We start from the raw sequence: 18,034 nt of genomic DNA, 5'->3' as shown, positions 1-18,034 counted from the left end.
CTCCGGTTTCCCGAAGTTATCCCAGTCTTATAGGCAGGTTGCCCACGTGTTACTCACCCGTCCGCCGCTAATCTCAGGGAGCAAGCTCCCGTCGAATCGCTCGACTTGCATGTATTAGGCACGCCGCCAGCGTTCGTCCTGAGCCAGGATCAAACTCTCCGAAGAAATGTTTGACTTGCTCATTTGCTTTCTTAATAGTGTGTGCTCACTTAAAATTTAACGTTGGCGCTTTGTTTTGTTCAGTTTTCAAAGAGCAATAATGGAGCGGGTGAAGAGAATCGAACTCTCATCATCAGCTTGGAAGGCTGAGGTTTTACCACTAAACTACACCCGCATTTAATTTTGAAATATTTTAAGAAGAAATGGTCGGGAAGACAGGATTCGAACCTGCGACCCCTTGGTCCCAAACCAAGTGCTCTACCAAGCTGAGCTACTTCCCGTAAAATATGGTGCGCCCGGCGGGAGTCGAACCTACAACCTTCTGATTCGTAGTCAGATGCTCTATCCAATTGAGCTACGGGCGCTAATTTCTATGATGTTATTGGTGCGGCCGAGAGGAGTCGAACCTCCACGGGGTCTCCCCCACTAGGCCCTCAACCTAGCGCGTCTGCCATTCCGCCACGACCGCGAAAGCGACTTTGTAAGTTTAACACCTTTTCAACTTGATGTCAAGAAGAAAATATCAGTGCGGGTGAAGGGACTTGAACCCCCACGCCTTGCGGCGCCAGATCCTAAGTCTGGTGCGTCTGCCAATTCCGCCACACCCGCGAAAACAAATGGTGAGCCATGAAGGATTCGAACCTTCGACCCTCTGATTAAAAGTCAGATGCTCTACCAACTGAGCTAATGGCTCTAAATAAAATGGCTGGGCTAGAAGGGATCGAACCTTCGCATGACGGAATCAAAATCCGTTGCCTTACCGCTTGGCTATAGCCCAATAAACAATTACTAATTAACAGCCAGGATAATATTATATCACGATAATATTATTTTAGCAAGTGTTTTTTAAAAAAATGGCGGTCCCGACGGGAATCGAACCCGCGATCTCCTGCGTGACAGGCAGGCATGTTAACCGCTACACCACGGGACCAACATGATAATGAATAAGAAAGTGACCCATACGGGATTCGAACCCGTGTTACCGCCGTGAAAGGGCGGTGTCTTAACCGCTTGACCAATGGGCCTTGATAAAATATGCAACTGGCGGAGAAGGAGGGATTTGAACCCTCGCGCCGCTTACGCGACCTACACCCTTAGCAGGGGCGCCTCTTCAGCCTCTTGAGTACTTCCCCAAAAAAATGGCTCCGCAGGTAGGACTCGAACCTACGACCGTTCGGTTAACAGCCGAATGCTCTACCACTGAGCTACTGCGGAATAATGAAAATTGGGTTCCTTTTTTACGCTCAAGGACCTTAGTGTTTGTCGTTAAGACAAGTTGTTATCTTGTCGACTCTTATGATTATAAAGAGGTTACAACTTAAAGTCAAGAGTTCTTTTGTATTTTTTTATAATTTTGTTATTCACTCCTTAAACCCTTGGTAAATCAATGATCCACGGCATTTACCACAAACGAAACGGGTCGTGTCGATTCGTTTTCTTCTTATATATACCTGCTGACAGTCTTCACATTTATATTGAATAGTATTCATCTTTTTCTTTAATTGGTTAGATGGCAGCGGCTCGCAAAATCTTGGTGCTCCCACTATTTTGAGTAAATGTTTAAAGTCCGCATCACGATGCTGATACCCCTTCTTCTCGATGTGCAAATGATAATGACACAATTCATGCTTAATGATTCCAATGATTTCTTCCACACCGCGTTCATCAAGATACTTCTTATTGATTTCTATATTGTGTGAACGAAGCAAGTATCGTCCTCCTGTTGTTCGGAGACGCGGATTAAAAATGGCTTTGTGTTTAAATGTCTTTTTAAAGTCTTTCATCGAAATTTCTTCTACTAGTTTTTGCAATTGCCGATTATCCATTTCCCCCTCCCTTTCTTTGGTAACATGACAACCCATTATAACATAGACTAATAATACAATAGGAAACTAAGGGAGGAAAAGCTATGCCTAATTGGTTCCAGAATCAAATCCGCAAAGCCTTTTATGAAAAGGATTATTATCAAGTGAAGATGTTGAATCAATGCTGGTTTTTTTATCAAAAGAAAGAAAGTCTCAGGGTATAAATCCAACTGTGCTCCAAATATAAATGCATCGCTTCAAAAAAACTCCTTCTAATATAGAAGGAGCTTACCACAGGCTAGTTTTGATCCTTTGGCTCGAGCATCGTTAAAGATACCCTTTGCTTTTTGGGGTCAACCAATTCGACCCAAACCGTCACAACATCCCCAACGGCAACTACATCCAATGGATGTTTTACAAACCGGTTGCTCAGTTTAGAAATATGAACCAGTCCATCCTGTTTGACACCGATGTCCACAAACGCACCGAAGTCCACAACATTCCTCACTGTACCTTGTAATTCCATCCCAGTTTGCAGATCCTCCATTTTTAGTACATCCTGCTTAAGCAGTGGTTTTGATAATTCATCGCGAGGATCTCTTCCCGGTTTCATCAAATCATCTATGATATCTTTAATCGTAATTTCCCCAATTTCCAATTCATCGACCAAATCAGCTGGATTCAGTTTACCTAACTCCTCATTCAATGCGTTACTGCCTAAATCTTCAGATGTAAATCCCATTTTCTTTAATAATTTATTCACGGCACTATAGTTCTCAGGGTGAATCGCAGTTTGATCCAAAGGTTCATTTCCATTAATGATACGTAAGAACCCTATACATTGTTCATATGTTTTGGCACCAAGCCGGGGAATTTTCTTTAATTCCTTCCTGCTTGAAAACTTCCCTTCCTCTTCCCTTTTCTTCACAATATTTTGAGCAACTGATTTTGATAAACCAGCTACATATTGTAATAGAGACGATGAAGCGGTATTGACATTCACCCCCACTTGGTTAACAGCTGTTTCCACTACAAAGGTGAGGGATTCCGTTAACTTTTTCTGGGACACATCATGTTGATACTGCCCTACCCCTACGGATTGGGGGTCAATTTTAACAAGTTCAGCAAGGGGATCTTGAAGCCTTCTTCCTATCGAAACTGCACTTCTCTGTTCTACTTGAAGATCCGGAAACTCTTCACGGGCTATATCCGAGGCTGAATAAACGCTGGCACCCGCTTCATTAACAATTATATATGAAATATTCCCTTCCACTTCTTTTATAATATCTGCGATGAATTGCTCTGATTCACGTGATGCCGTACCATTGCCGATTGCCACGATCTCAACCGAGAACCGCTGAAGTATTTCGATCGTTTTTTCACGGGCAGCATTAAGCTTCGCAGCAGGCGGATGCGGATAGATCACACTGATATCGAGTACCTTTCCGGTTTCATCGATGACAGCCAACTTACACCCAGTCCGATATGCCGGATCTAAGGCTAGGACCACTTTCCCTTTAAGCGGGGGCTGCAAGAGCAGGTTCCTGAGGTTTTCAGAGAAAATATGGATAGCCTGATCCTCAGCTTTTTCCGTCAGCTCTTTTCTGATTTCCCGTTCTACAGAAGGCATGATCAAACGTTTGAGCCCATCCTCAATCGCAGATTTAAGGACCACTTGGGCCTCAGATTTGTTATTTTTAATGATTTTCCGTTCCAGATGACCAATGATGATTTCAGTCCGAGGATGAATGGAGATTCGTAAAACCTCTTCCTTTTCACCTCTATTCAGCGCCAACACCCGATGCGGCACGATTCTTTGAACCGGCTCCTCATATTCATAGTACATCTCGAAGATTTTCTTCTCATCCTTTTCTTCATTTTTCACGGTTGAAACCACTTTTCCAGCCTTGAAAATTTCAGCCCTTATCCACTTCCTTAATTCTGCATCATCGGAAATATGTTCAGCTATGATATCCTGCGCTCCCGCAATAGCCTCTTCAATAGATGAAACTTCTTTTTCTGCCGATATGAATTCTGCAGCTTTTTCACTAACCCGAGCATGCAATTGACATTCCAAAAGCCAATTAGCCAATGGTTCAAGACCCTTTTCTTTAGCGACCGTTGCTTTCGTTCTCCTTTTTTGTTTGAACGGCCTGTATAAATCCTCGACTTCCTGCAGTTTTGTAGCTTTTTCGATTTGTCTTGTTAATTCTTCCGTCAATTTCCCTTGTTCACCAATCGAACGCGTTACTTCCGCTTTCCTCTGGCCAAGGTTTTCTAGATAGTTCCACCTTTCCATAATGGAACGAATCTGCACTTCATCAAGTGAACCCGTCATTTCTTTTCTATACCGGGCAATAAAGGGGACAGTATTACCCTCTTGAAGCATCTGTATGACGTTTTGGACTTGATGATTTTTTAAAGTCAGCTCATTTGATATTTGTTTAATCAACTCTTTTAATGTATCTTCTACAACGATCATTATGTCTACCTCCAACGTTTTGTTCTGATATATATAGTCTAGCAAATGAGGGATGAAGTTGCGAATTCCATACAAAAAAGCTTACCTCCGAATTACGGCGAAAGTAAGCTTCCTAAAATGAAAGTTGTATCATCTGCAGTTAATGGACTGCTTGCTAATATGCATTGGGCGTTCTTATCGATAGGGACCAGCCTTTTCAAAAAGGATTTAGCTCCCTTAAGTTCCAAACCATCTGAATGAAGAATGAATTTTGCATTTGGTTCATATTTGTATCTCTGCGTCCTGTATTTTTGTTTCCTTCCTGATAAATACCCTGTAACAGGTAAAGGGTAAACGAGTTTATCGTCACTTGGGTTATACAGGAAAAAGCGGATGTTACCAACTGAACTGTATACAAATTCATTCTTGTCATAAAAAATCTTCAAAATGGAAACGGCTGCTCCCCGCTTATTGACCAAAACTTGATTGCACACTGCCATAAGGGATTCGACATCCAACTCATGATTACGTTTAACTTCCTCGATGACGGCATGGGAGGAATCGTAAGCATTTTTCCCGCTGCCCAGACCATCTGCCAATACACAGACAAAGTATTCTTTCGTATGAAGAAAAAAGTAATCATCACCACAATAAACCATCCCGTTTTTAGACGATTGCGAGACAAGGACTTCTATTTTTTCTCCCCTCAGAATATCTTTGATCACTGAATTAACTCCGAGTTTTCAGCATTAATGGCTTCTTGAAGCTTTTTAATCGCGCGGCGTTGAAGCCTTGAGACATGCATTTGGGAAATCCCCAGTTTATCGCCCGCTTCTTTCTGGCTTAAATTCTCTAAATAAGTATGTTGAATGATCATCTTTTCACGGTCACTCAGCACATGCAGCACCTTTTCAAGTACAAGTCTCTGATTGACCTTTTCAAAACCTTCATCTACATTCCCGAATATATCAAGCAATGTGACAGTACCGCCATCAGAATCCGCCTCAATAGAATGATCCACGGATAAAGCTTGATAGCTTTTTCCCATTTCCATCGCCTCTAAAACTTCTTCTTCAGTCACGCCTATACTATCGGCTATTTCATCTATTCTTGGTGAACGATGCAGGGTTGTAGTTAATTCCTCGACAGTCACCCTGATTTTCGGACCAAGTTCCTTAATTCTCCTTGGCACATGGACACTCCATGTTTTGTCACGCAGGAACCGTTTGATTTCGCCGATTATAGTAGGGACAGCAAATGCCTCAAAGCTCTTACCGAAAGATTCGTCATATCGGCGAATGGCACCTAACAAACCAATCATGCCGACTTGGGAGATATCCTCCTGGAATGATTTACCTTTCGCATACTTACGGGAGATTGTTTCAACCAAACTTTTATAATGGATGACTAGATTGCTCTGTGCTTCCTCATCTTGATTCTGCTGGTAAGCCCTAATCCATTCATTTACCTGTTCTCTTTGTGCCTGGTTAGGTTGAGACTGTTTTTGCATCCATCTCCACCTGCTCTCCTTCTAAAAACTTAGTCATAAATACTGTAACCCCATCATGCTGATGAATTTTCACATCATCCATCAGAGTTTCAATAAGATAAAGACCCAAGCCTCCTTCTCTCAAAAGTTCGACTTTTTGTCCATTTTCGTATGGTCCGATCCCTTGACGAACCTCTTCGAAATTACAGCTCTTACCACTATCAGAAACCATGACCTCCAAGCGGTCAGGATAAAGGCCGAAACTTACTTTCACTTCACCTTTTTCAGAATCTTTATATGCATGCTGTACCGCATTTGTACAAGCCTCACTTGTAGCGATTTTCAAATCCTCAATTTCATCATACGCAAATCCCATCCGGCTTCCTATCCCAGAAAGCGTTAAACGAATGACACCGATGAATTCTGGTTTTGCAGGTATTTTCATTTCGATGTAATCATATACTTGACTCATTCTAACCCACCCTCTGTACCACTTTTTATATCAATGATATCTGCAAGACCTGTAATATCAAATAAACGTCGTAACCTTTCTGATAAGCCAACTAAAGTGAATTCGCCATTATGTGCCCTTACACTTTTGAAAGCACCGACAAACACCCCAAGTCCCGTACTATCCATATAAGAAACTTCAGTTAAATCAATAGTAATTGAAACATTATCCTGCTCCGAAATCGGAAATAGTGATTCCCTTAATTTCGGCGCAGTATATGCATCGATTTCACCTTTTAGTTTTACAATAAATTCAGAATTCAATTCATTAACATCTACAGTTATATTCATCAATGACCCACCTCTTCAAATCCTCTTCATTCCTATATCTATACCCAGCAGAAAAAATACTAAACATTTGATTTTAAAATTATTAATGTAAAATCATCCCTCAGCTGGAAGTTCTGCATTTTCTCCAATTGTTTATATATATTATTCACCATTTCCTGGGCTTGCAAATGCATATTCTTTTTAATGAAACCAATAAGTGTTTCCCTTTCTATGAACCCATCATTCGTCCGGCACTCCGTTACTCCGTCAGATAATAAAATGATCATGTCTCCATGATTCACCGTTTTTTCATATTGGCGATACCTTGTTTTTTTATCGACTCCAAGCAACAAGCCCTTTGCATCCAAATCGCTAAAAGTACCCGTTGCGGCGTCATAGTAAAAACCAGGTTCATGTCCGGCTGAAGCATAGGAGAATTGCCTGTCATGCGGATCATATAAGCCATAGAACATGGTTATGAACATGCTTGGATCCACATTATGCTCTACAACACGGTTCAGGCTCTCAAGCACACTATTCGGTTCATGACGATGCTCCGGAAGACTGTCCATCGCATATTTGATCATCGACATGCACAATGCAGCAGGAATCCCCTTTCCAATGACATCGGCTATTCCTACCCCTAACCGCTCATTTTCATCTTGGACGAAGTGATAGTAATCCCCGTTCATCTGCCTCGCTGGAACACTGATTGCTCCAATTTCAAGAGCTTTGATATCAGGGATTTTCGTTTCCAAAAGAGTATGTTGAACATTTGCCGCTATCTCGATTTCCGTTTTCAGTTCCTGCTGCTGATGTCTAAGGCTTTGATGCTCACGGTATGCAATGCCATAGCCCATCATGACTTCTAACAGAAAATCGAAAGAATCCAATACTTTTCCCGGTAATTCCGGGTAAAGTTCCATCAAGTTATTTTTATGCATACTGATGATTTCTTCTGGAGATATATTGTATTTGATATGTAGGCGGCTAATCTTTTGCCCTTGGTAGAGTGCCTGCTCATTTTGGTCTTTAAGATAAGTAGAAAGCGCCTCATGATACTTTTTCTCCATGTTCTCCCTAATATCCATAGTCCCCCCCTAACGGAGCCATTTCGTTGCGATAATCTTAGTCCCTTCACCTGGTATCGATTCAATATCAAAGTCATCCATTAAACGTTTGGCTCCAGGAAGTCCTGCACCCAGTCCCCCCGAGGTGGTATATCCATCTTCCATGACTCTGCGGATATCCTCAATTCCCGGCCCTTGGTCCTCTGCAATGATTTTCAATCCTGACTTCCCATTTATATTTAGCTTTTCTATGCTAACACTGCCTTGTCCAGCATATAGGTATATGTTTCGGGCCAATTCGCTAATGGCCGTCGTGATCCTGGCCTGGTCTACAGTACCGAACCCCAACTCTTTAGCGACATTTCTTCCGAGCTGCCTTGCAGCTACGATGTCCCATTCATTTATGATTTTTACGCAGGATTGGAACTCCATTCTTTAATCCCCCAATTCCTGTTGTAATTTCTCCAGGCCTTTCTCTAAGTCTAATGCTGTCAGAACATCTTCGAGACTAATTCCCAGTTCAATTAATGTTATTGCAACAGCAGGCTGGATCCCCGTAATTACAACTTTGGCCCCCATAAGCTTAGACATGCTAAAGACATCGCCTAATACCTTTGCGATAAAAGAATCAATAAAATCTATTGAGGTAATATCTATGACAACGCCATTCGCGCTTGTTTCATGAATCTTATGCAGTAAATCCTCTTGGAATTGAAGGGCTGTCACATCATCCAATTCCCACTGTATAGATACTAACAAGCAGTCATAAAGCTTTAATATCGGAATCCTCATACTTATCCCTCCACCTTTACGATCTTACGGCTCGTTAATTCCAACGCAACTTCTATCCCTTTTTTCAATGTATTTTTTGTAATCACTTCATTTAAATTAATTCCAAGATTAACTATGGTTTGGGCTATTTCAGGGCGGATGCCGCAGAGTATACATTTGGCGCCCACCAATCGGACCGCTTCCGCAGCTTGAATGATATGATGGGCAACCATCGTATCCACGACCGGCACGCCCGTTATATCAATAAGAACAACTTCAGATCTATGCTTAACCACGCCAGTCAACAGGTTTTCCATTATCTGTTTGGCACGTTCCGTATCAATCGTACCAATCAGCGGCATTACCGTAATGCCTTCCAATACAGGAATGAGCGGAGCCGAAAGTTCTTGCAACGCTATTTTTTGCATGGAAACCGTTCTTTCCCAAGTTTGAGTATATATATTGACTATTTCATTATTTATTGGTGTGGCCCATTTATCCAAATGATTAACAAGATTGACTTGATTATCAGGAGTAACCAGGCCCTTTTCCACCATTCCATTAATGACAATTAGTGTGAATTTATGAAGTCCTTCATTGACGAAAGTAAGAGGCCATCCCAATTGGACGACTTTCTCGGCAAAATCAGAAAGCTTCAATGTGAATTCCTTGGTTTTACTATCAACGTTCGTGATGATCATATCTATAAATTCACTGCTCGTTTGCGTGAACATTCGATCTGAGACGACTTTAATTAATCTTTCATCCGTACTTTCCTTCATGATGCCCATCCACTCAGTAAGGATGTAATCCTGATTTTGCTTAATAAAATCGTAAACCAATTGATTCATAATATCCTCCCATTCTAACACAAATGCTATGTTTCCCCTGTCCTCGTCACAAGGATGTTAACTAACTGTAATCTTATTCCCATCTGGATTTTATTGGAGTTCCCCCACTACAATTTTGCTTTTTTTAAGTAGTTACAACATAAATACATACCCAAAATTCAAGTAAGAAAAACATCAATTAAAGAAAAGTTAGGGAGATACTATAAAAACAAAGAACGTTCTATTCAATATCTAACTGTATAATGTTTTTATTCGTCAATTTTCTCATATTTCCTGCTGATGTTTTATGGACATATGTTGATGTTATTGTTATTTCACAAAAAAACACGATTCCCGCATTTGCAGGAATCGTGCCATCTAAAATAGCATAAGGAATGATTTGTATTATAATAACGCCCGGTTTAACGGGAAAAATTTTCTTTAAAACTCAATGAGGCCTAAACTGATTTGCAAAGCTTCATTGACTTTTTGCATCATCGGTTCGTCAAGATGCGTAATTTTATCAGTTAAACGCTGCTTATCAATTGTCCGGATCTGTTCTAATAAAATGACGGAATCTCGCTCGAATCCGTATTTTTTTGCATTAATCTCAACATGTGTAGGCAATTTCGCTTTTTGAATTTGAGCTGTAATGGCTGCCACGATCACAGTCGGACTAAAGCGATTACCAATATCGTTTTGTAAAATTAGTACCGGACGGGTCCCACCCTGCTCTGAACCAACCACCGGGGAAAGGTCTGCGAAGTATACGTCACCACGCTTAACAACAATCAATGGCTCAGCCTCCGCTAACTAATCGTTCAACGCAATGACCAGCCTCGAATTCAGCCTGGAAGGCTTCAGAAGCAATCGTTAAATTAATGGCCGCCATTTCAATATAACCGCGTTTCATCGATTCACGAAACTCTTTCTTTTTACGTTCGCGAAGATACATTTTTGTGGCACGATAAATAAATTCACTGCGATTCACATTTTCCTCACTCGCATACCCATCTAACTCTGTTAAAAAATTTTGAGGTAATCGAATTAATATCTCTCTTGTTGCGCTGGATTCAGACACAAACATACACCTCCACCATCACTACACACCTTTATTATATATCCTTTTCAATATTACCATTAAATTGCCTATCTGCAAAGAGTATATTCTATTCTAAATCTTATTATCAGCATAATAAAGGAAATCTTATTCACAATCTTAGGATTTTTTTACAATCCGGTCATTCCAAAATGAAATTACGTACATGATTCATCTGATTGTCTTTAATATATATGCGGGGCACTCTTGCTGCTATCATACATGTTACCTCATAGTTGATCGTTTCCAGTTTTGCCGCTATCTCATCGACAGTGATCGATTCATCGCCATCATTCCCCATTAATGTAACCTCTGTTCCTACTGGGTATGGTCCAGGCAGCTTGATCATGCATTGATCCATGCAAATCCTTCCGACTATGGGTACTCTTTTTCCATCCACAAGAACTTCCTGACCTTGAAGCTTACGGATCCAGCCGTCAGCATAACCGATTGGCAAAGTCCCAATCCATTCATCACCTTCAGCCGTATAAGTAGCCCCATAACTAACGCTTTCACCCTTGGAAAGCTGTTTAACCGCGACCATCTTCGTTCTCAATGATATAGCCTGTTTTAATGGAAATGGCAATATCGGCTTCATTTCCATGGAGGGACTCAAACCATACATGGAAATCCCCATTCTTATTGCATTCCATTCTGGATCGGTGAACCTTAAAGAAGCTGCACTATTGGCTGCATGAACATATTCCGGCTTTCTGGTCAATTTTGAAAGCATTCCTTTAAAGAAAGCAAGCTGCTTTTCATAAAAGTCGGTCTTTATTTCATCCGCCGTCGCGAAATGAGTGAATATCCCTTGGAAATTGAAACAAACTTCCCTCTCAAGCAAACTTTCCACTTTTATGAGTTGTCCTATATCCCGAATGCCGATTCTCCCCATGCCGCTATCCACTTTTACATGGATTTGCAAAACTTGTCCCGGTTTCAACAAATCCTTTGCCTTCTCCAACCACGCTACATCGAAAACCGTCAAGGAAATCCCATACTCGGCAGCAAGCGCTGCACTTTCAGGCCTCGATGCCCCAAGTACAAGAATCGGAGCCAATATTCCCTTTTTCCGCAAGGCGAGAGCCTCATCCAAAAAAGCGACACTTAAAAAATCCGCCCCCGCTTCAAGCGCCGTTTTAGCCACTTCATAGTCCCCGTGTCCATAAGCATTCGCTTTAACGACAGCGAAAAGACTAACACCTTTTCTTAAACTTTTTTTCATTGAAGAAATATTTTCAAAAATATTATCCAAATTTACTTCTGCCCATGTATCTCGATGAAATGTTTTCGTTTCCAAGACCTTTTCCTTCTTTCCTACACTCACAATAAGATTCTTCCCAGTAGCGAAGTTTTCGTTTCATTATAGGACCATTCTATAACCAACGGCTAGAAATATAAAGTGCTTTTTCACCTTGTTTCTAATTTACCTAGCTGCCAGCCGAAAACAAATGGAAGGATTAAAAATGTCAACAAGCTGCTTTCCCGCCTATCCTACCTAGAAGATACCTTCATAAGGAGACGGGAAACATCAGCTTGTTATGTAATCCTATTTGACTGGATTTTCCCCAACCGAACGGGCGACTTCTATCATTTCTTCCTGTGTCAAATCCTTTGATGCAATCATATAATCGACACCTTCAAAAGTCCAAGCAATCGTATTTCCTGTCATGGCTCCAACAGTATAACCCAAATCAACCGGTTCTCCATTCACATTCGTCGAAACGGATGTTTGAACTACCTCAGCCTTTTCCTGGACCAATGTAAAACTTTTTGTACCCTCATAGGTCAAAACGACACGTTCTCCCTTTTCCGTCGTAATTTCTTTTTCTTCCGTTAAATTCATATCACCAATATTTTCAGGGTATTTCACCGCAAACCCCTCATTTTGGACTTCTGCCATAACAGGCGCTTCAAGTTGTGCACTTGTCATGTTTTTCTTCATATCAAATGAATCTTTATCGAAAGTCGTATTGAATTTAACTTTTGAGAATTCAACAAGAACCAATGCAGTCTTATCGGGGTCCATGACTTTTACACTGACTGGAGATAAATCTTTTTTGTTTATAGTAATCTCTTGATATGGCAACATTTTATTGTTTTGGTAGCGCGTTTTCGTTTCAAAGACATAATGTTTATCCGTTTCTTTATATGTTGCACTTTTATCTTCCGTAATGTCTTTCACCAACGACTCGAACAAATAGGCCTGACTGCTATTCTCCGGCCACTCGCTTTGAAATTTAAAACTTTTATTCAAAGCTGGCGTCAAAACATATACACCATCATCATTTTTCAATATCATCTGGCTTTGATCCTTCTCTTCATTTTTCAGATTTACGCGGTAGAAAGAAGGGTCCTTATGCCAAATCTCCACATTATACACTTGAGGCTCCGTCCCCATTTTTAATGTCATCTTCGCGTTAGCTTTATATCCCTTCATTTCGCCAAGCTTCTCATTCAATTCACTCACTACGTCACTCTGTGATTTTTGGCCGCAAGCAGAAAGAGCAAGCAAGAGCATGATCCCTGCAAAAAGCATTACCATCTTCTTCATCTTTTCAACCCCTTTTTGTCATTTGAACGTAAAAGGGAGAGGAAAAGGCAGGATTCGGACATTGGCTCGACTGATGTCTTAGATTCCTCAGTATTTTAGACACGGACCAATTCTAAGATCCGGCTAAAAACTTTTCGAGAGCACCTACTCTGCCATGTACCTTTTACCGGGCCTTGTCTCCCTATAGCACTAAATGTATATGAGACAACCTTAAGGTTTATGACCGGATTGGACAAAACTCCATTCACCCTTCAATTACGACTTGCGCAACCGCATAATCCCTGCTGTGGCTAATCGAAAGATGGACCCCTTCAGAAAACGGCTTCGAAATCATCGGCTTTCCTTTATCATCCGAGATGATTTCAATATCCAAAAAGGATAAGTGCTTACCGATCCCTGTTCCGTTCGCTTTTGAAAAAGCCTCCTTTGCTGCAAAACGCCCAGCAAAATACTCGACCTTCCTTCTTCCATTTAACTTTTCGAAAATCAAAATTTCACTTTCTGTTAATATACGTTCCTTTAAACGGGGTTGCCGATTAATCAATGTTTCCATTCTATCCAGCTCAGTAATGTCCACGCCTATACCTTTAATCACTTTGACACCTCTTCTATTCATTTAATAAGTTGCATATCATTAGGAGGACTCTTTTACCTGAAAATGATAATATTGTATCTAATTAAAAACGATAATAAGGAGGAATTTATGTTTACAAGAACAGAAGGCTTCCGCGAATACACAAATTCATATCGAGCTGTAACTGTGCTCATACTCATGATGATGATTGCATTCGTGCTCGTCCTTTTCCCCATATTTCCCGGCAATGTACTCTTTTATTATGGCACAGGTGTTAACTTATACATCGCTGATGGACAATGGTGGCGTTTAATCACCCCCATCTTTCTACATAGCACGTTTACACATTTACTGTTTAATGGATTCTCACTTGCCATCTTTGGTCCATTCCTAGAGAAATTACTTGGCACCGTCAAGTTTTCAATCTTCTTTTTATCGACAGGACTCCTTGCGAATATCGCAACCTTCCTAATTAACCCACTGACATATAACCACGTTGGGGCTAGCGGAGCAATTTTCGGTTTACTCGGATTCTTTCTATATCTTGTCCTGTTCAATAAAACCAATTTTACGAACAACGAAAGAAATACAGTATATACACTGACCGGAATTGCCGTCATCATGACTTTCATTCAACCGCAAGTTAACGTTGTCGGTCATTTGGCTGGACTGGCAACCGGCTTTTTAACAGCTCCATTATACTTAAGAAAAAAATGGTAGGACAAACAGCCGACTCTTCCTTTAAATCATTGGGAGTCGACTGCTTTTTTAGGTAAATACCAAGATTTAATTATTTGGCAATCCTTTTCTTCCACATCAGCAACCATGCCGACCCGGGAAGTGATTCCTGATTTAACCGATGCTGAAATCGTAGCTAATTCTTTTCGATTCTGAAACCAGCTTTTTTTATATGTAATTGATTGAATTCTGCTTCTCTGCATGATTAATGTTTGCTTTGAGAAAAAGCGACTGCTCAATATCAACAAATCCCCTTCTATGTTCCATCCCGCATCTCTATATTGCATGTAAGCCCAAAAAATCGCCAACGGTACAAGCAAAAGGGAAAGATAACCCCAAGGTCTGAAAAACCATACCAAGGCACCTATGATCGGGATAAGGTATAGAAACTTGTGAAATACATACCGGGAAAGTGCACGTTTAGGTATCGGTGTCATCTCAGTGGTTGTTTCATAAACAGGTAAAATCTCCAGGATTTTTTCATGTAAATGCTTCTTCCTGATTAAAGGGAACAGCATGATTGATAGACTTTCTTTATCTTCCATACTGCCACCCGCATACTCAATATAAACCGTCGCCAAGCCCAATGGCTTTCGAATCAAATTCTCCATGATCCGGATACCTTGTATTTTATGGATAGGGATTGTCAGCTGTCTTTTTTCGAGAAGCCCTCTGGAAATAACGATTTCCTCATCCGTTTTTATTACGGTGAAGGAAGCATATTTAATTACCATGCTTAATGTAGCCAGTACATAAACCACCAATAAAGCCACTAAGGCAAACAAAGTCAGAATGATGGTCCCCATTTCAATAAAATCTTCATAATCCTTAAATATCCTCTCAAAAGGTATCATTTCATCGAACTGTGAAATAAATGCGATTGCTCCAGACAGGAAGACACCTACCGCTCCCGAAGTGGCAGCCATAACGAATAGTTGCGGCAGCGTCTGCTTAAAAACGGAAGACGATTTTGCATTATCCGCTACTTCATTTTTATCTTTATCAAAAGGATTATTCGCATTTTTTTCCTCACTAATAAAAGCATTTATTCGATCTGCATCACTTTTTCTTATGGCTGATAATACGGCATCGGCCTGTGACCCGCCTGCGGTTTCAATATTCAACTTCACCAGGCTGAATATCCGCTGGACGATACCCTCCGAAATATCTATGCTATGAATCCGATCATACTTTATATACCGTTTCTTCCTTACAAATACCCCGGACTCAATTCTGAATTCGCCCTCTTCCAAGCGATATGTAAAGCGTAACCATTGAAGGAATGCATTCCCTATAATAAAAAGTATAATAATGGCTATGACCAACGGTTGTATCCATCCAGGAATTCCTTCATTCTTCCCAGGAATGACGACCACTAATAAAAAAGGGATGACTAACTCCTTAATCGATTTTATTATGTTAAGCAATACAGCTATGGGGTGCAGCCTTTTAGGTTCAGACATCTTCTTCCTCCACACTTGCCATCCTGGAAATATAGTGCCGCAATTCATCTGCCTCTGCTAGGTCCAAGGCAGGGATAACATGAAGGGTCGCTGCAGTCGAAATTTCAACGGAGGCTAAATCGTATTTCCTTAATAATGGCCCTTGCTTCGTTTCCACATGCTGAACCCTAATCATGGGTATGAGTGTTCTTTTAATGACGAAAATGCCACTTTGGATATCAATTTCGGTATTTCTCACTTCGTAACGCCATCTCTTCCATTTCACCGATGGAATCAGGAAAATGGCCAGATAGGATTGGATTACCGAAATTATGATCAACGCTCCAAACACCCAATATGTCCAATCAAAAATGATTGTAAGCACGAGTGCGGCGATGCTTATAATCCAAGTTATTGAACAGCTTATAAGACCACCGATTTTCCATACGGTCAAGGCCTTATTCGATATACGATTTTCAGGTTCCATGCTCTTCTCCTCTTCGACAGGTAATTTTTAGTGAATCTTCATCATCCATCCTTCGCTTTCATCCATTATACTATAATTAAATGCTGGAAATTAACCCCTTTTCAAACAATGGCTTTGAGCAGTCCATCCAACCAGCCATTCGGATACCATTTGAATTATGGAAATGCACACAAAAAAAATGCCGCTCAAATGAGCGGCATTTCCAATTCAATTAAATCTTATTTGATTTTTCTCTTTTTTGGCTCGTGCTGCGGTTTCCGTAACCATTCGATTTACGGTTTGCGCCCGGGCGTTTGCTTGATCCGCTACCGTAATCTTTTCTGCCTGAAGAACTGCGGCCATTGCGCTGTCTGTTACCAGAAGAACTGCTGCCACCGCGGTTGCGACGCATTGGAGATGGAGATTCTTCCGTTAGCTTGATAGGCGTTTGATCCGGTTCTTTTGTCATTGATTTCAGCATAGCTGCAACTAAGTCCGCTGCGCTATGTTTTTGTAATAATTCTTCCGCTTGACCAAGGTATAATGTTAAATCATCATTCTCGATTGTATTAAGGATTTTTTCCGTTACTGCTTTTTGTTGACCTTCCAACGCTTCAGTTAACGTAGGAGTCTTAAGTTTCTCCATACGTTTTTTCGTTGTATGCTCAACCGCATGCAGCTGTCCTCTTTCTCTTGGTGTTACAAACGTAATGGCAATACCATGTTTACCCGCACGTCCTGTACGTCCAATACGGTGAACATAGCTTTCCGGATCTTGTGGGATATCAAAGTTGTATACGTGAGTAACGCCGGAAATATCAAGTCCACGTGCAGCCACATCAGTAGCAACGAGTACATCGATGCTGCGGTCTTTAAACTTTTTCAATACAGAAAGGCGTTTTGCCTGACTAAGGTCACCATGAATGCCTTCAGCCATATAACCGCGGATATTCAATGCAGATGCCAATTCATCTACGCGGCGTTTCGTACGTCCGAAGACGATAGCAAGGTCCGGTGTTTGGATATCGAAAAGGCGTGCAAGTGTATCGAATTTTTCACTTTCTTTTAACTCCAAGTAATATTGTTCGATACGATCCACTGTCATTTCTTTTGCTTTTACACGGACAAGAACAGGTTCCTGCATGAATCTTTCAGCAATTTTACGGATCGGATCAGGCATTGTAGCTGAGAAAAGCAATGTTTGTCTTTCATCAGGAACCGTTGAAAGGATCGATTCGATATCCTCAATGAATCCCATGTTAAGCATTTCATCCGCTTCATCAAGAACTACAGTGTGAACTCCGCCTAATTTAATATTTTTACGTTTGATATGGTCTAAAAGACGACCAGGCGTACCAACGATAATATGTGGTTTTTTCTTTAAAGCACGGATTTGACGGTCGATATCTTGTCCACCATAAACCGCAAGTACACGAGCGCGTTTTCCGTAACCAAGCTTGAAAAGTTCCTCAGAAACTTGAATCGCTAGCTCACGTGTAGGTGCAATGACAATCCCTTGCACGTTTTCGTTAGCAATATCGATGTTTTCCATCAATGGAATACCGAATGCCGCCGTTTTTCCTGTTCCTGTTTGCGCTTGACCAATGATATCTTTACCTTCAAGTGCTAGAGGTATCGTTTGGGATTGAATCGGGCTCGCTTCTTCAAATCCCATTTTTTCTATTGATTTCATGGACGTTCTATCTAAACCTAATTCGCTAAACAATGTCAATGTTTTCGTACTCCTTTTTATATCGTAAATTTACACGTGCATATCATGCACAGATGTTTAGTTC

At 40.9% G+C, this 18,034-nt stretch carries 20 protein-coding genes, 11 tRNA genes and 1 rRNA gene; 2 read left to right on the top strand and 30 right to left on the bottom strand.

Annotated features, from left to right (window positions below):
- The 13 genes from ACQKFG_RS27240 to ACQKFG_RS27180 form a co-directional block, all read right to left on the bottom strand.
- Window positions 1-165: ribosomal RNA gene (locus ACQKFG_RS27240) — 16S ribosomal RNA — on the bottom strand; the annotation flags it as partial.
- Window positions 166-260: 95 nt separating this feature from the next.
- Window positions 261-334: transfer RNA gene (locus ACQKFG_RS27235), tRNA-Gly, on the bottom strand.
- 29 nt (window positions 335-363) lie between these two features.
- Window positions 364-440: transfer RNA gene (locus ACQKFG_RS27230), tRNA-Pro, on the bottom strand.
- A 7-nt stretch (window positions 441-447) separates the two neighbouring features.
- Window positions 448-524: transfer RNA gene (locus ACQKFG_RS27225), tRNA-Arg, on the bottom strand.
- A gap of 18 nt (window positions 525-542) precedes the next feature.
- Window positions 543-628 (bottom strand) — tRNA-Leu (locus ACQKFG_RS27220).
- 58 nt (window positions 629-686) lie between these two features.
- Window positions 687-768, bottom strand: a tRNA-Leu gene (locus ACQKFG_RS27215).
- 9 nt (window positions 769-777) lie between these two features.
- Window positions 778-853 (bottom strand) — tRNA-Lys (locus tag ACQKFG_RS27210).
- Window positions 854-862: 9 nt separating this feature from the next.
- Window positions 863-937: transfer RNA gene (locus tag ACQKFG_RS27205), tRNA-Gln, on the bottom strand.
- A gap of 77 nt (window positions 938-1,014) precedes the next feature.
- Window positions 1,015-1,090: transfer RNA gene (locus tag ACQKFG_RS27200), tRNA-Asp, on the bottom strand.
- Between the two features lie 22 nt (window positions 1,091-1,112).
- Window positions 1,113-1,184: transfer RNA gene (locus ACQKFG_RS27195), tRNA-Glu, on the bottom strand.
- A gap of 17 nt (window positions 1,185-1,201) precedes the next feature.
- Window positions 1,202-1,292: transfer RNA gene (locus ACQKFG_RS27190), tRNA-Ser, on the bottom strand.
- Between the two features lie 7 nt (window positions 1,293-1,299).
- Window positions 1,300-1,374: transfer RNA gene (locus ACQKFG_RS27185), tRNA-Asn, on the bottom strand.
- Between the two features lie 146 nt (window positions 1,375-1,520).
- Complete coding sequence (locus ACQKFG_RS27180) at window positions 1,521-1,985, bottom strand: SprT family protein (RefSeq protein ID WP_192207535.1); 465 nt, start codon at window positions 1,983-1,985, stop codon at window positions 1,521-1,523.
- A gap of 83 nt (window positions 1,986-2,068) precedes the next feature.
- Here ACQKFG_RS27180 and cmpA point away from each other — a divergent pair, with 83 nt between their 5' ends.
- Window positions 2,069-2,188 carry a cortex morphogenetic protein CmpA gene (cmpA, locus tag ACQKFG_RS27175; protein WP_098372179.1) on the top strand — a complete coding sequence of 40 codons (120 nt, stop codon included), beginning with the start codon at window positions 2,069-2,071 and terminating at the stop codon, window positions 2,186-2,188.
- A 74-nt stretch (window positions 2,189-2,262) separates the two neighbouring features.
- On the opposite strand, the gene ACQKFG_RS27170 is transcribed toward cmpA, so the two are convergent.
- From ACQKFG_RS27170 to acpS, 14 genes are all read right to left on the bottom strand, one after another.
- On the bottom strand, window positions 2,263-4,446 hold the full coding sequence (locus tag ACQKFG_RS27170) for a Tex family protein (RefSeq protein ID WP_387604947.1): 2,184 nt from the start codon (window positions 4,444-4,446) through the stop codon (window positions 2,263-2,265).
- Between the two features lie 92 nt (window positions 4,447-4,538).
- Entirely contained in the window at window positions 4,539-5,150 is a 612-nt protein-coding gene (locus tag ACQKFG_RS27165) for a PP2C family serine/threonine-protein phosphatase (RefSeq protein WP_228467594.1), read from the bottom strand.
- Window positions 5,147-5,935 (bottom strand): RNA polymerase sigma factor SigB, encoded by a 789-nt coding sequence (sigB, locus tag ACQKFG_RS27160; RefSeq protein WP_034306363.1) that lies wholly within the window; start codon window positions 5,933-5,935, stop codon window positions 5,147-5,149. Before sigB ends, ACQKFG_RS27165 begins: the two co-directional genes overlap by 4 nt.
- Window positions 5,913-6,386, bottom strand: coding sequence for an anti-sigma B factor RsbW (rsbW, locus tag ACQKFG_RS27155; RefSeq protein WP_098372177.1), 474 nt, complete (start codon window positions 6,384-6,386; stop codon window positions 5,913-5,915). Before rsbW ends, sigB begins: the two co-directional genes overlap by 23 nt.
- Entirely contained in the window at window positions 6,383-6,715 is a 333-nt protein-coding gene (locus ACQKFG_RS27150) for an anti-sigma factor antagonist (protein WP_098372176.1), read from the bottom strand. The genes rsbW and ACQKFG_RS27150 overlap by 4 nt, the downstream gene beginning before the upstream one ends.
- A gap of 59 nt (window positions 6,716-6,774) precedes the next feature.
- Complete coding sequence (locus tag ACQKFG_RS27145) at window positions 6,775-7,785, bottom strand: PP2C family protein-serine/threonine phosphatase (protein WP_349730575.1); 1,011 nt, start codon at window positions 7,783-7,785, stop codon at window positions 6,775-6,777.
- Window positions 7,786-7,794: 9 nt separating this feature from the next.
- Window positions 7,795-8,196, bottom strand: a complete 402-nt coding sequence (locus ACQKFG_RS27140; protein ID WP_048682056.1) for an anti-sigma regulatory factor — start codon at window positions 8,194-8,196, stop codon at window positions 7,795-7,797.
- Window positions 8,197-8,199: 3 nt separating this feature from the next.
- Window positions 8,200-8,556: an STAS domain-containing protein gene (locus ACQKFG_RS27135; RefSeq protein ID WP_076373142.1), complete on the bottom strand. Its 357-nt coding sequence runs from the start codon at window positions 8,554-8,556 to the stop codon at window positions 8,200-8,202.
- 2 nt (window positions 8,557-8,558) lie between these two features.
- On the bottom strand, window positions 8,559-9,386 hold the full coding sequence (locus ACQKFG_RS27130) for an RsbT co-antagonist protein RsbRA (protein ID WP_192207531.1): 828 nt from the start codon (window positions 9,384-9,386) through the stop codon (window positions 8,559-8,561).
- A 420-nt stretch (window positions 9,387-9,806) separates the two neighbouring features.
- Window positions 9,807-10,157 (bottom strand): type II toxin-antitoxin system PemK/MazF family toxin, encoded by a 351-nt coding sequence (locus tag ACQKFG_RS27125; RefSeq protein WP_034306610.1) that lies wholly within the window; start codon window positions 10,155-10,157, stop codon window positions 9,807-9,809.
- Between the two features lie 7 nt (window positions 10,158-10,164).
- On the bottom strand, window positions 10,165-10,446 hold the full coding sequence (locus ACQKFG_RS27120) for a CopG family ribbon-helix-helix protein (protein ID WP_034306380.1): 282 nt from the start codon (window positions 10,444-10,446) through the stop codon (window positions 10,165-10,167).
- Between the two features lie 160 nt (window positions 10,447-10,606).
- Complete coding sequence (gene alr, locus ACQKFG_RS27115) at window positions 10,607-11,791, bottom strand: alanine racemase (RefSeq protein ID WP_427564146.1); 1,185 nt, start codon at window positions 11,789-11,791, stop codon at window positions 10,607-10,609.
- Window positions 11,792-12,013: 222 nt separating this feature from the next.
- On the bottom strand, window positions 12,014-13,018 hold the full coding sequence (locus tag ACQKFG_RS27110) for a LolA family protein (RefSeq protein ID WP_260288833.1): 1,005 nt from the start codon (window positions 13,016-13,018) through the stop codon (window positions 12,014-12,016).
- 244 nt (window positions 13,019-13,262) lie between these two features.
- Window positions 13,263-13,613, bottom strand: a complete 351-nt coding sequence (gene acpS, locus ACQKFG_RS27105; protein WP_192207529.1) for a holo-ACP synthase — start codon at window positions 13,611-13,613, stop codon at window positions 13,263-13,265.
- Between the two features lie 108 nt (window positions 13,614-13,721).
- Between acpS and ACQKFG_RS27100 the strand changes: the two genes are divergently transcribed.
- Window positions 13,722-14,312: a rhomboid family intramembrane serine protease gene (locus tag ACQKFG_RS27100; RefSeq protein WP_427564143.1), complete on the top strand. Its 591-nt coding sequence runs from the start codon at window positions 13,722-13,724 to the stop codon at window positions 14,310-14,312.
- A gap of 26 nt (window positions 14,313-14,338) precedes the next feature.
- Here the strand turns inward: ACQKFG_RS27100 and ACQKFG_RS27095 are convergent, their stop codons facing one another.
- The 3 genes from ACQKFG_RS27095 to ACQKFG_RS27085 form a co-directional block, all read right to left on the bottom strand.
- Window positions 14,339-15,793: a PH domain-containing protein gene (locus ACQKFG_RS27095; protein WP_427564141.1), complete on the bottom strand. Its 1,455-nt coding sequence runs from the start codon at window positions 15,791-15,793 to the stop codon at window positions 14,339-14,341.
- Window positions 15,786-16,259, bottom strand: coding sequence for a PH domain-containing protein (locus tag ACQKFG_RS27090; protein WP_260288837.1), 474 nt, complete (start codon window positions 16,257-16,259; stop codon window positions 15,786-15,788). Before ACQKFG_RS27090 ends, ACQKFG_RS27095 begins: the two co-directional genes overlap by 8 nt.
- Window positions 16,260-16,470: 211 nt before the next feature.
- Window positions 16,471-17,970, bottom strand: a complete 1,500-nt coding sequence (locus tag ACQKFG_RS27085; RefSeq protein WP_228467592.1) for a DEAD/DEAH box helicase — start codon at window positions 17,968-17,970, stop codon at window positions 16,471-16,473.
- Window positions 17,971-18,034: the final 64 nt, after the last annotated feature.

It is taken from the genome of Peribacillus sp. NPDC076916 (assembly GCF_050269675.1).
In the GTDB taxonomy this organism is placed as follows: Bacteria; Bacillota; Bacilli; order Bacillales; family DSM-1321; genus Peribacillus; species Peribacillus aracenensis.
Note: the sequence above shows the minus strand (reverse complement) of the source record. Positions and strands in the feature narration are given on the sequence as shown.

Coding starts and splice junctions, on each gene's coding strand:
- ACQKFG_RS27170 (WP_387604947.1), bottom strand. CDS start 4,446: ATGATCGTTGTAGAAGATACATTAAAAGAGTTGATTAAACAAATATCA.
- ACQKFG_RS27140 (WP_048682056.1), bottom strand. CDS start 8,196: ATGGAGTTCCAATCCTGCGTAAAAATCATAAATGAATGGGACATCGTA.
- sigB (WP_034306363.1), bottom strand. CDS start 5,935: ATGCAAAAACAGTCTCAACCTAACCAGGCACAAAGAGAACAGGTAAAT.
- ACQKFG_RS27100 (WP_427564143.1), top strand. CDS start 13,722: ATGTTTACAAGAACAGAAGGCTTCCGCGAATACACAAATTCATATCGA.
- ACQKFG_RS27130 (WP_192207531.1), bottom strand. CDS start 9,386: ATGAATCAATTGGTTTACGATTTTATTAAGCAAAATCAGGATTACATC.
- ACQKFG_RS27145 (WP_349730575.1), bottom strand. CDS start 7,785: ATGGATATTAGGGAGAACATGGAGAAAAAGTATCATGAGGCGCTTTCT.
- ACQKFG_RS27090 (WP_260288837.1), bottom strand. CDS start 16,259: ATGGAACCTGAAAATCGTATATCGAATAAGGCCTTGACCGTATGGAAA.
- cmpA (WP_098372179.1), top strand. CDS start 2,069: ATGCCTAATTGGTTCCAGAATCAAATCCGCAAAGCCTTTTATGAAAAG.
- ACQKFG_RS27135 (WP_076373142.1), bottom strand. CDS start 8,556: ATGAGGATTCCGATATTAAAGCTTTATGACTGCTTGTTAGTATCTATA.
- ACQKFG_RS27095 (WP_427564141.1), bottom strand. CDS start 15,793: ATGTCTGAACCTAAAAGGCTGCACCCCATAGCTGTATTGCTTAACATA.
- rsbW (WP_098372177.1), bottom strand. CDS start 6,386: ATGAGTCAAGTATATGATTACATCGAAATGAAAATACCTGCAAAACCA.
- ACQKFG_RS27180 (WP_192207535.1), bottom strand. CDS start 1,985: ATGGATAATCGGCAATTGCAAAAACTAGTAGAAGAAATTTCGATGAAA.
- ACQKFG_RS27110 (WP_260288833.1), bottom strand. CDS start 13,018: ATGAAGAAGATGGTAATGCTTTTTGCAGGGATCATGCTCTTGCTTGCT.
- ACQKFG_RS27150 (WP_098372176.1), bottom strand. CDS start 6,715: ATGAATATAACTGTAGATGTTAATGAATTGAATTCTGAATTTATTGTA.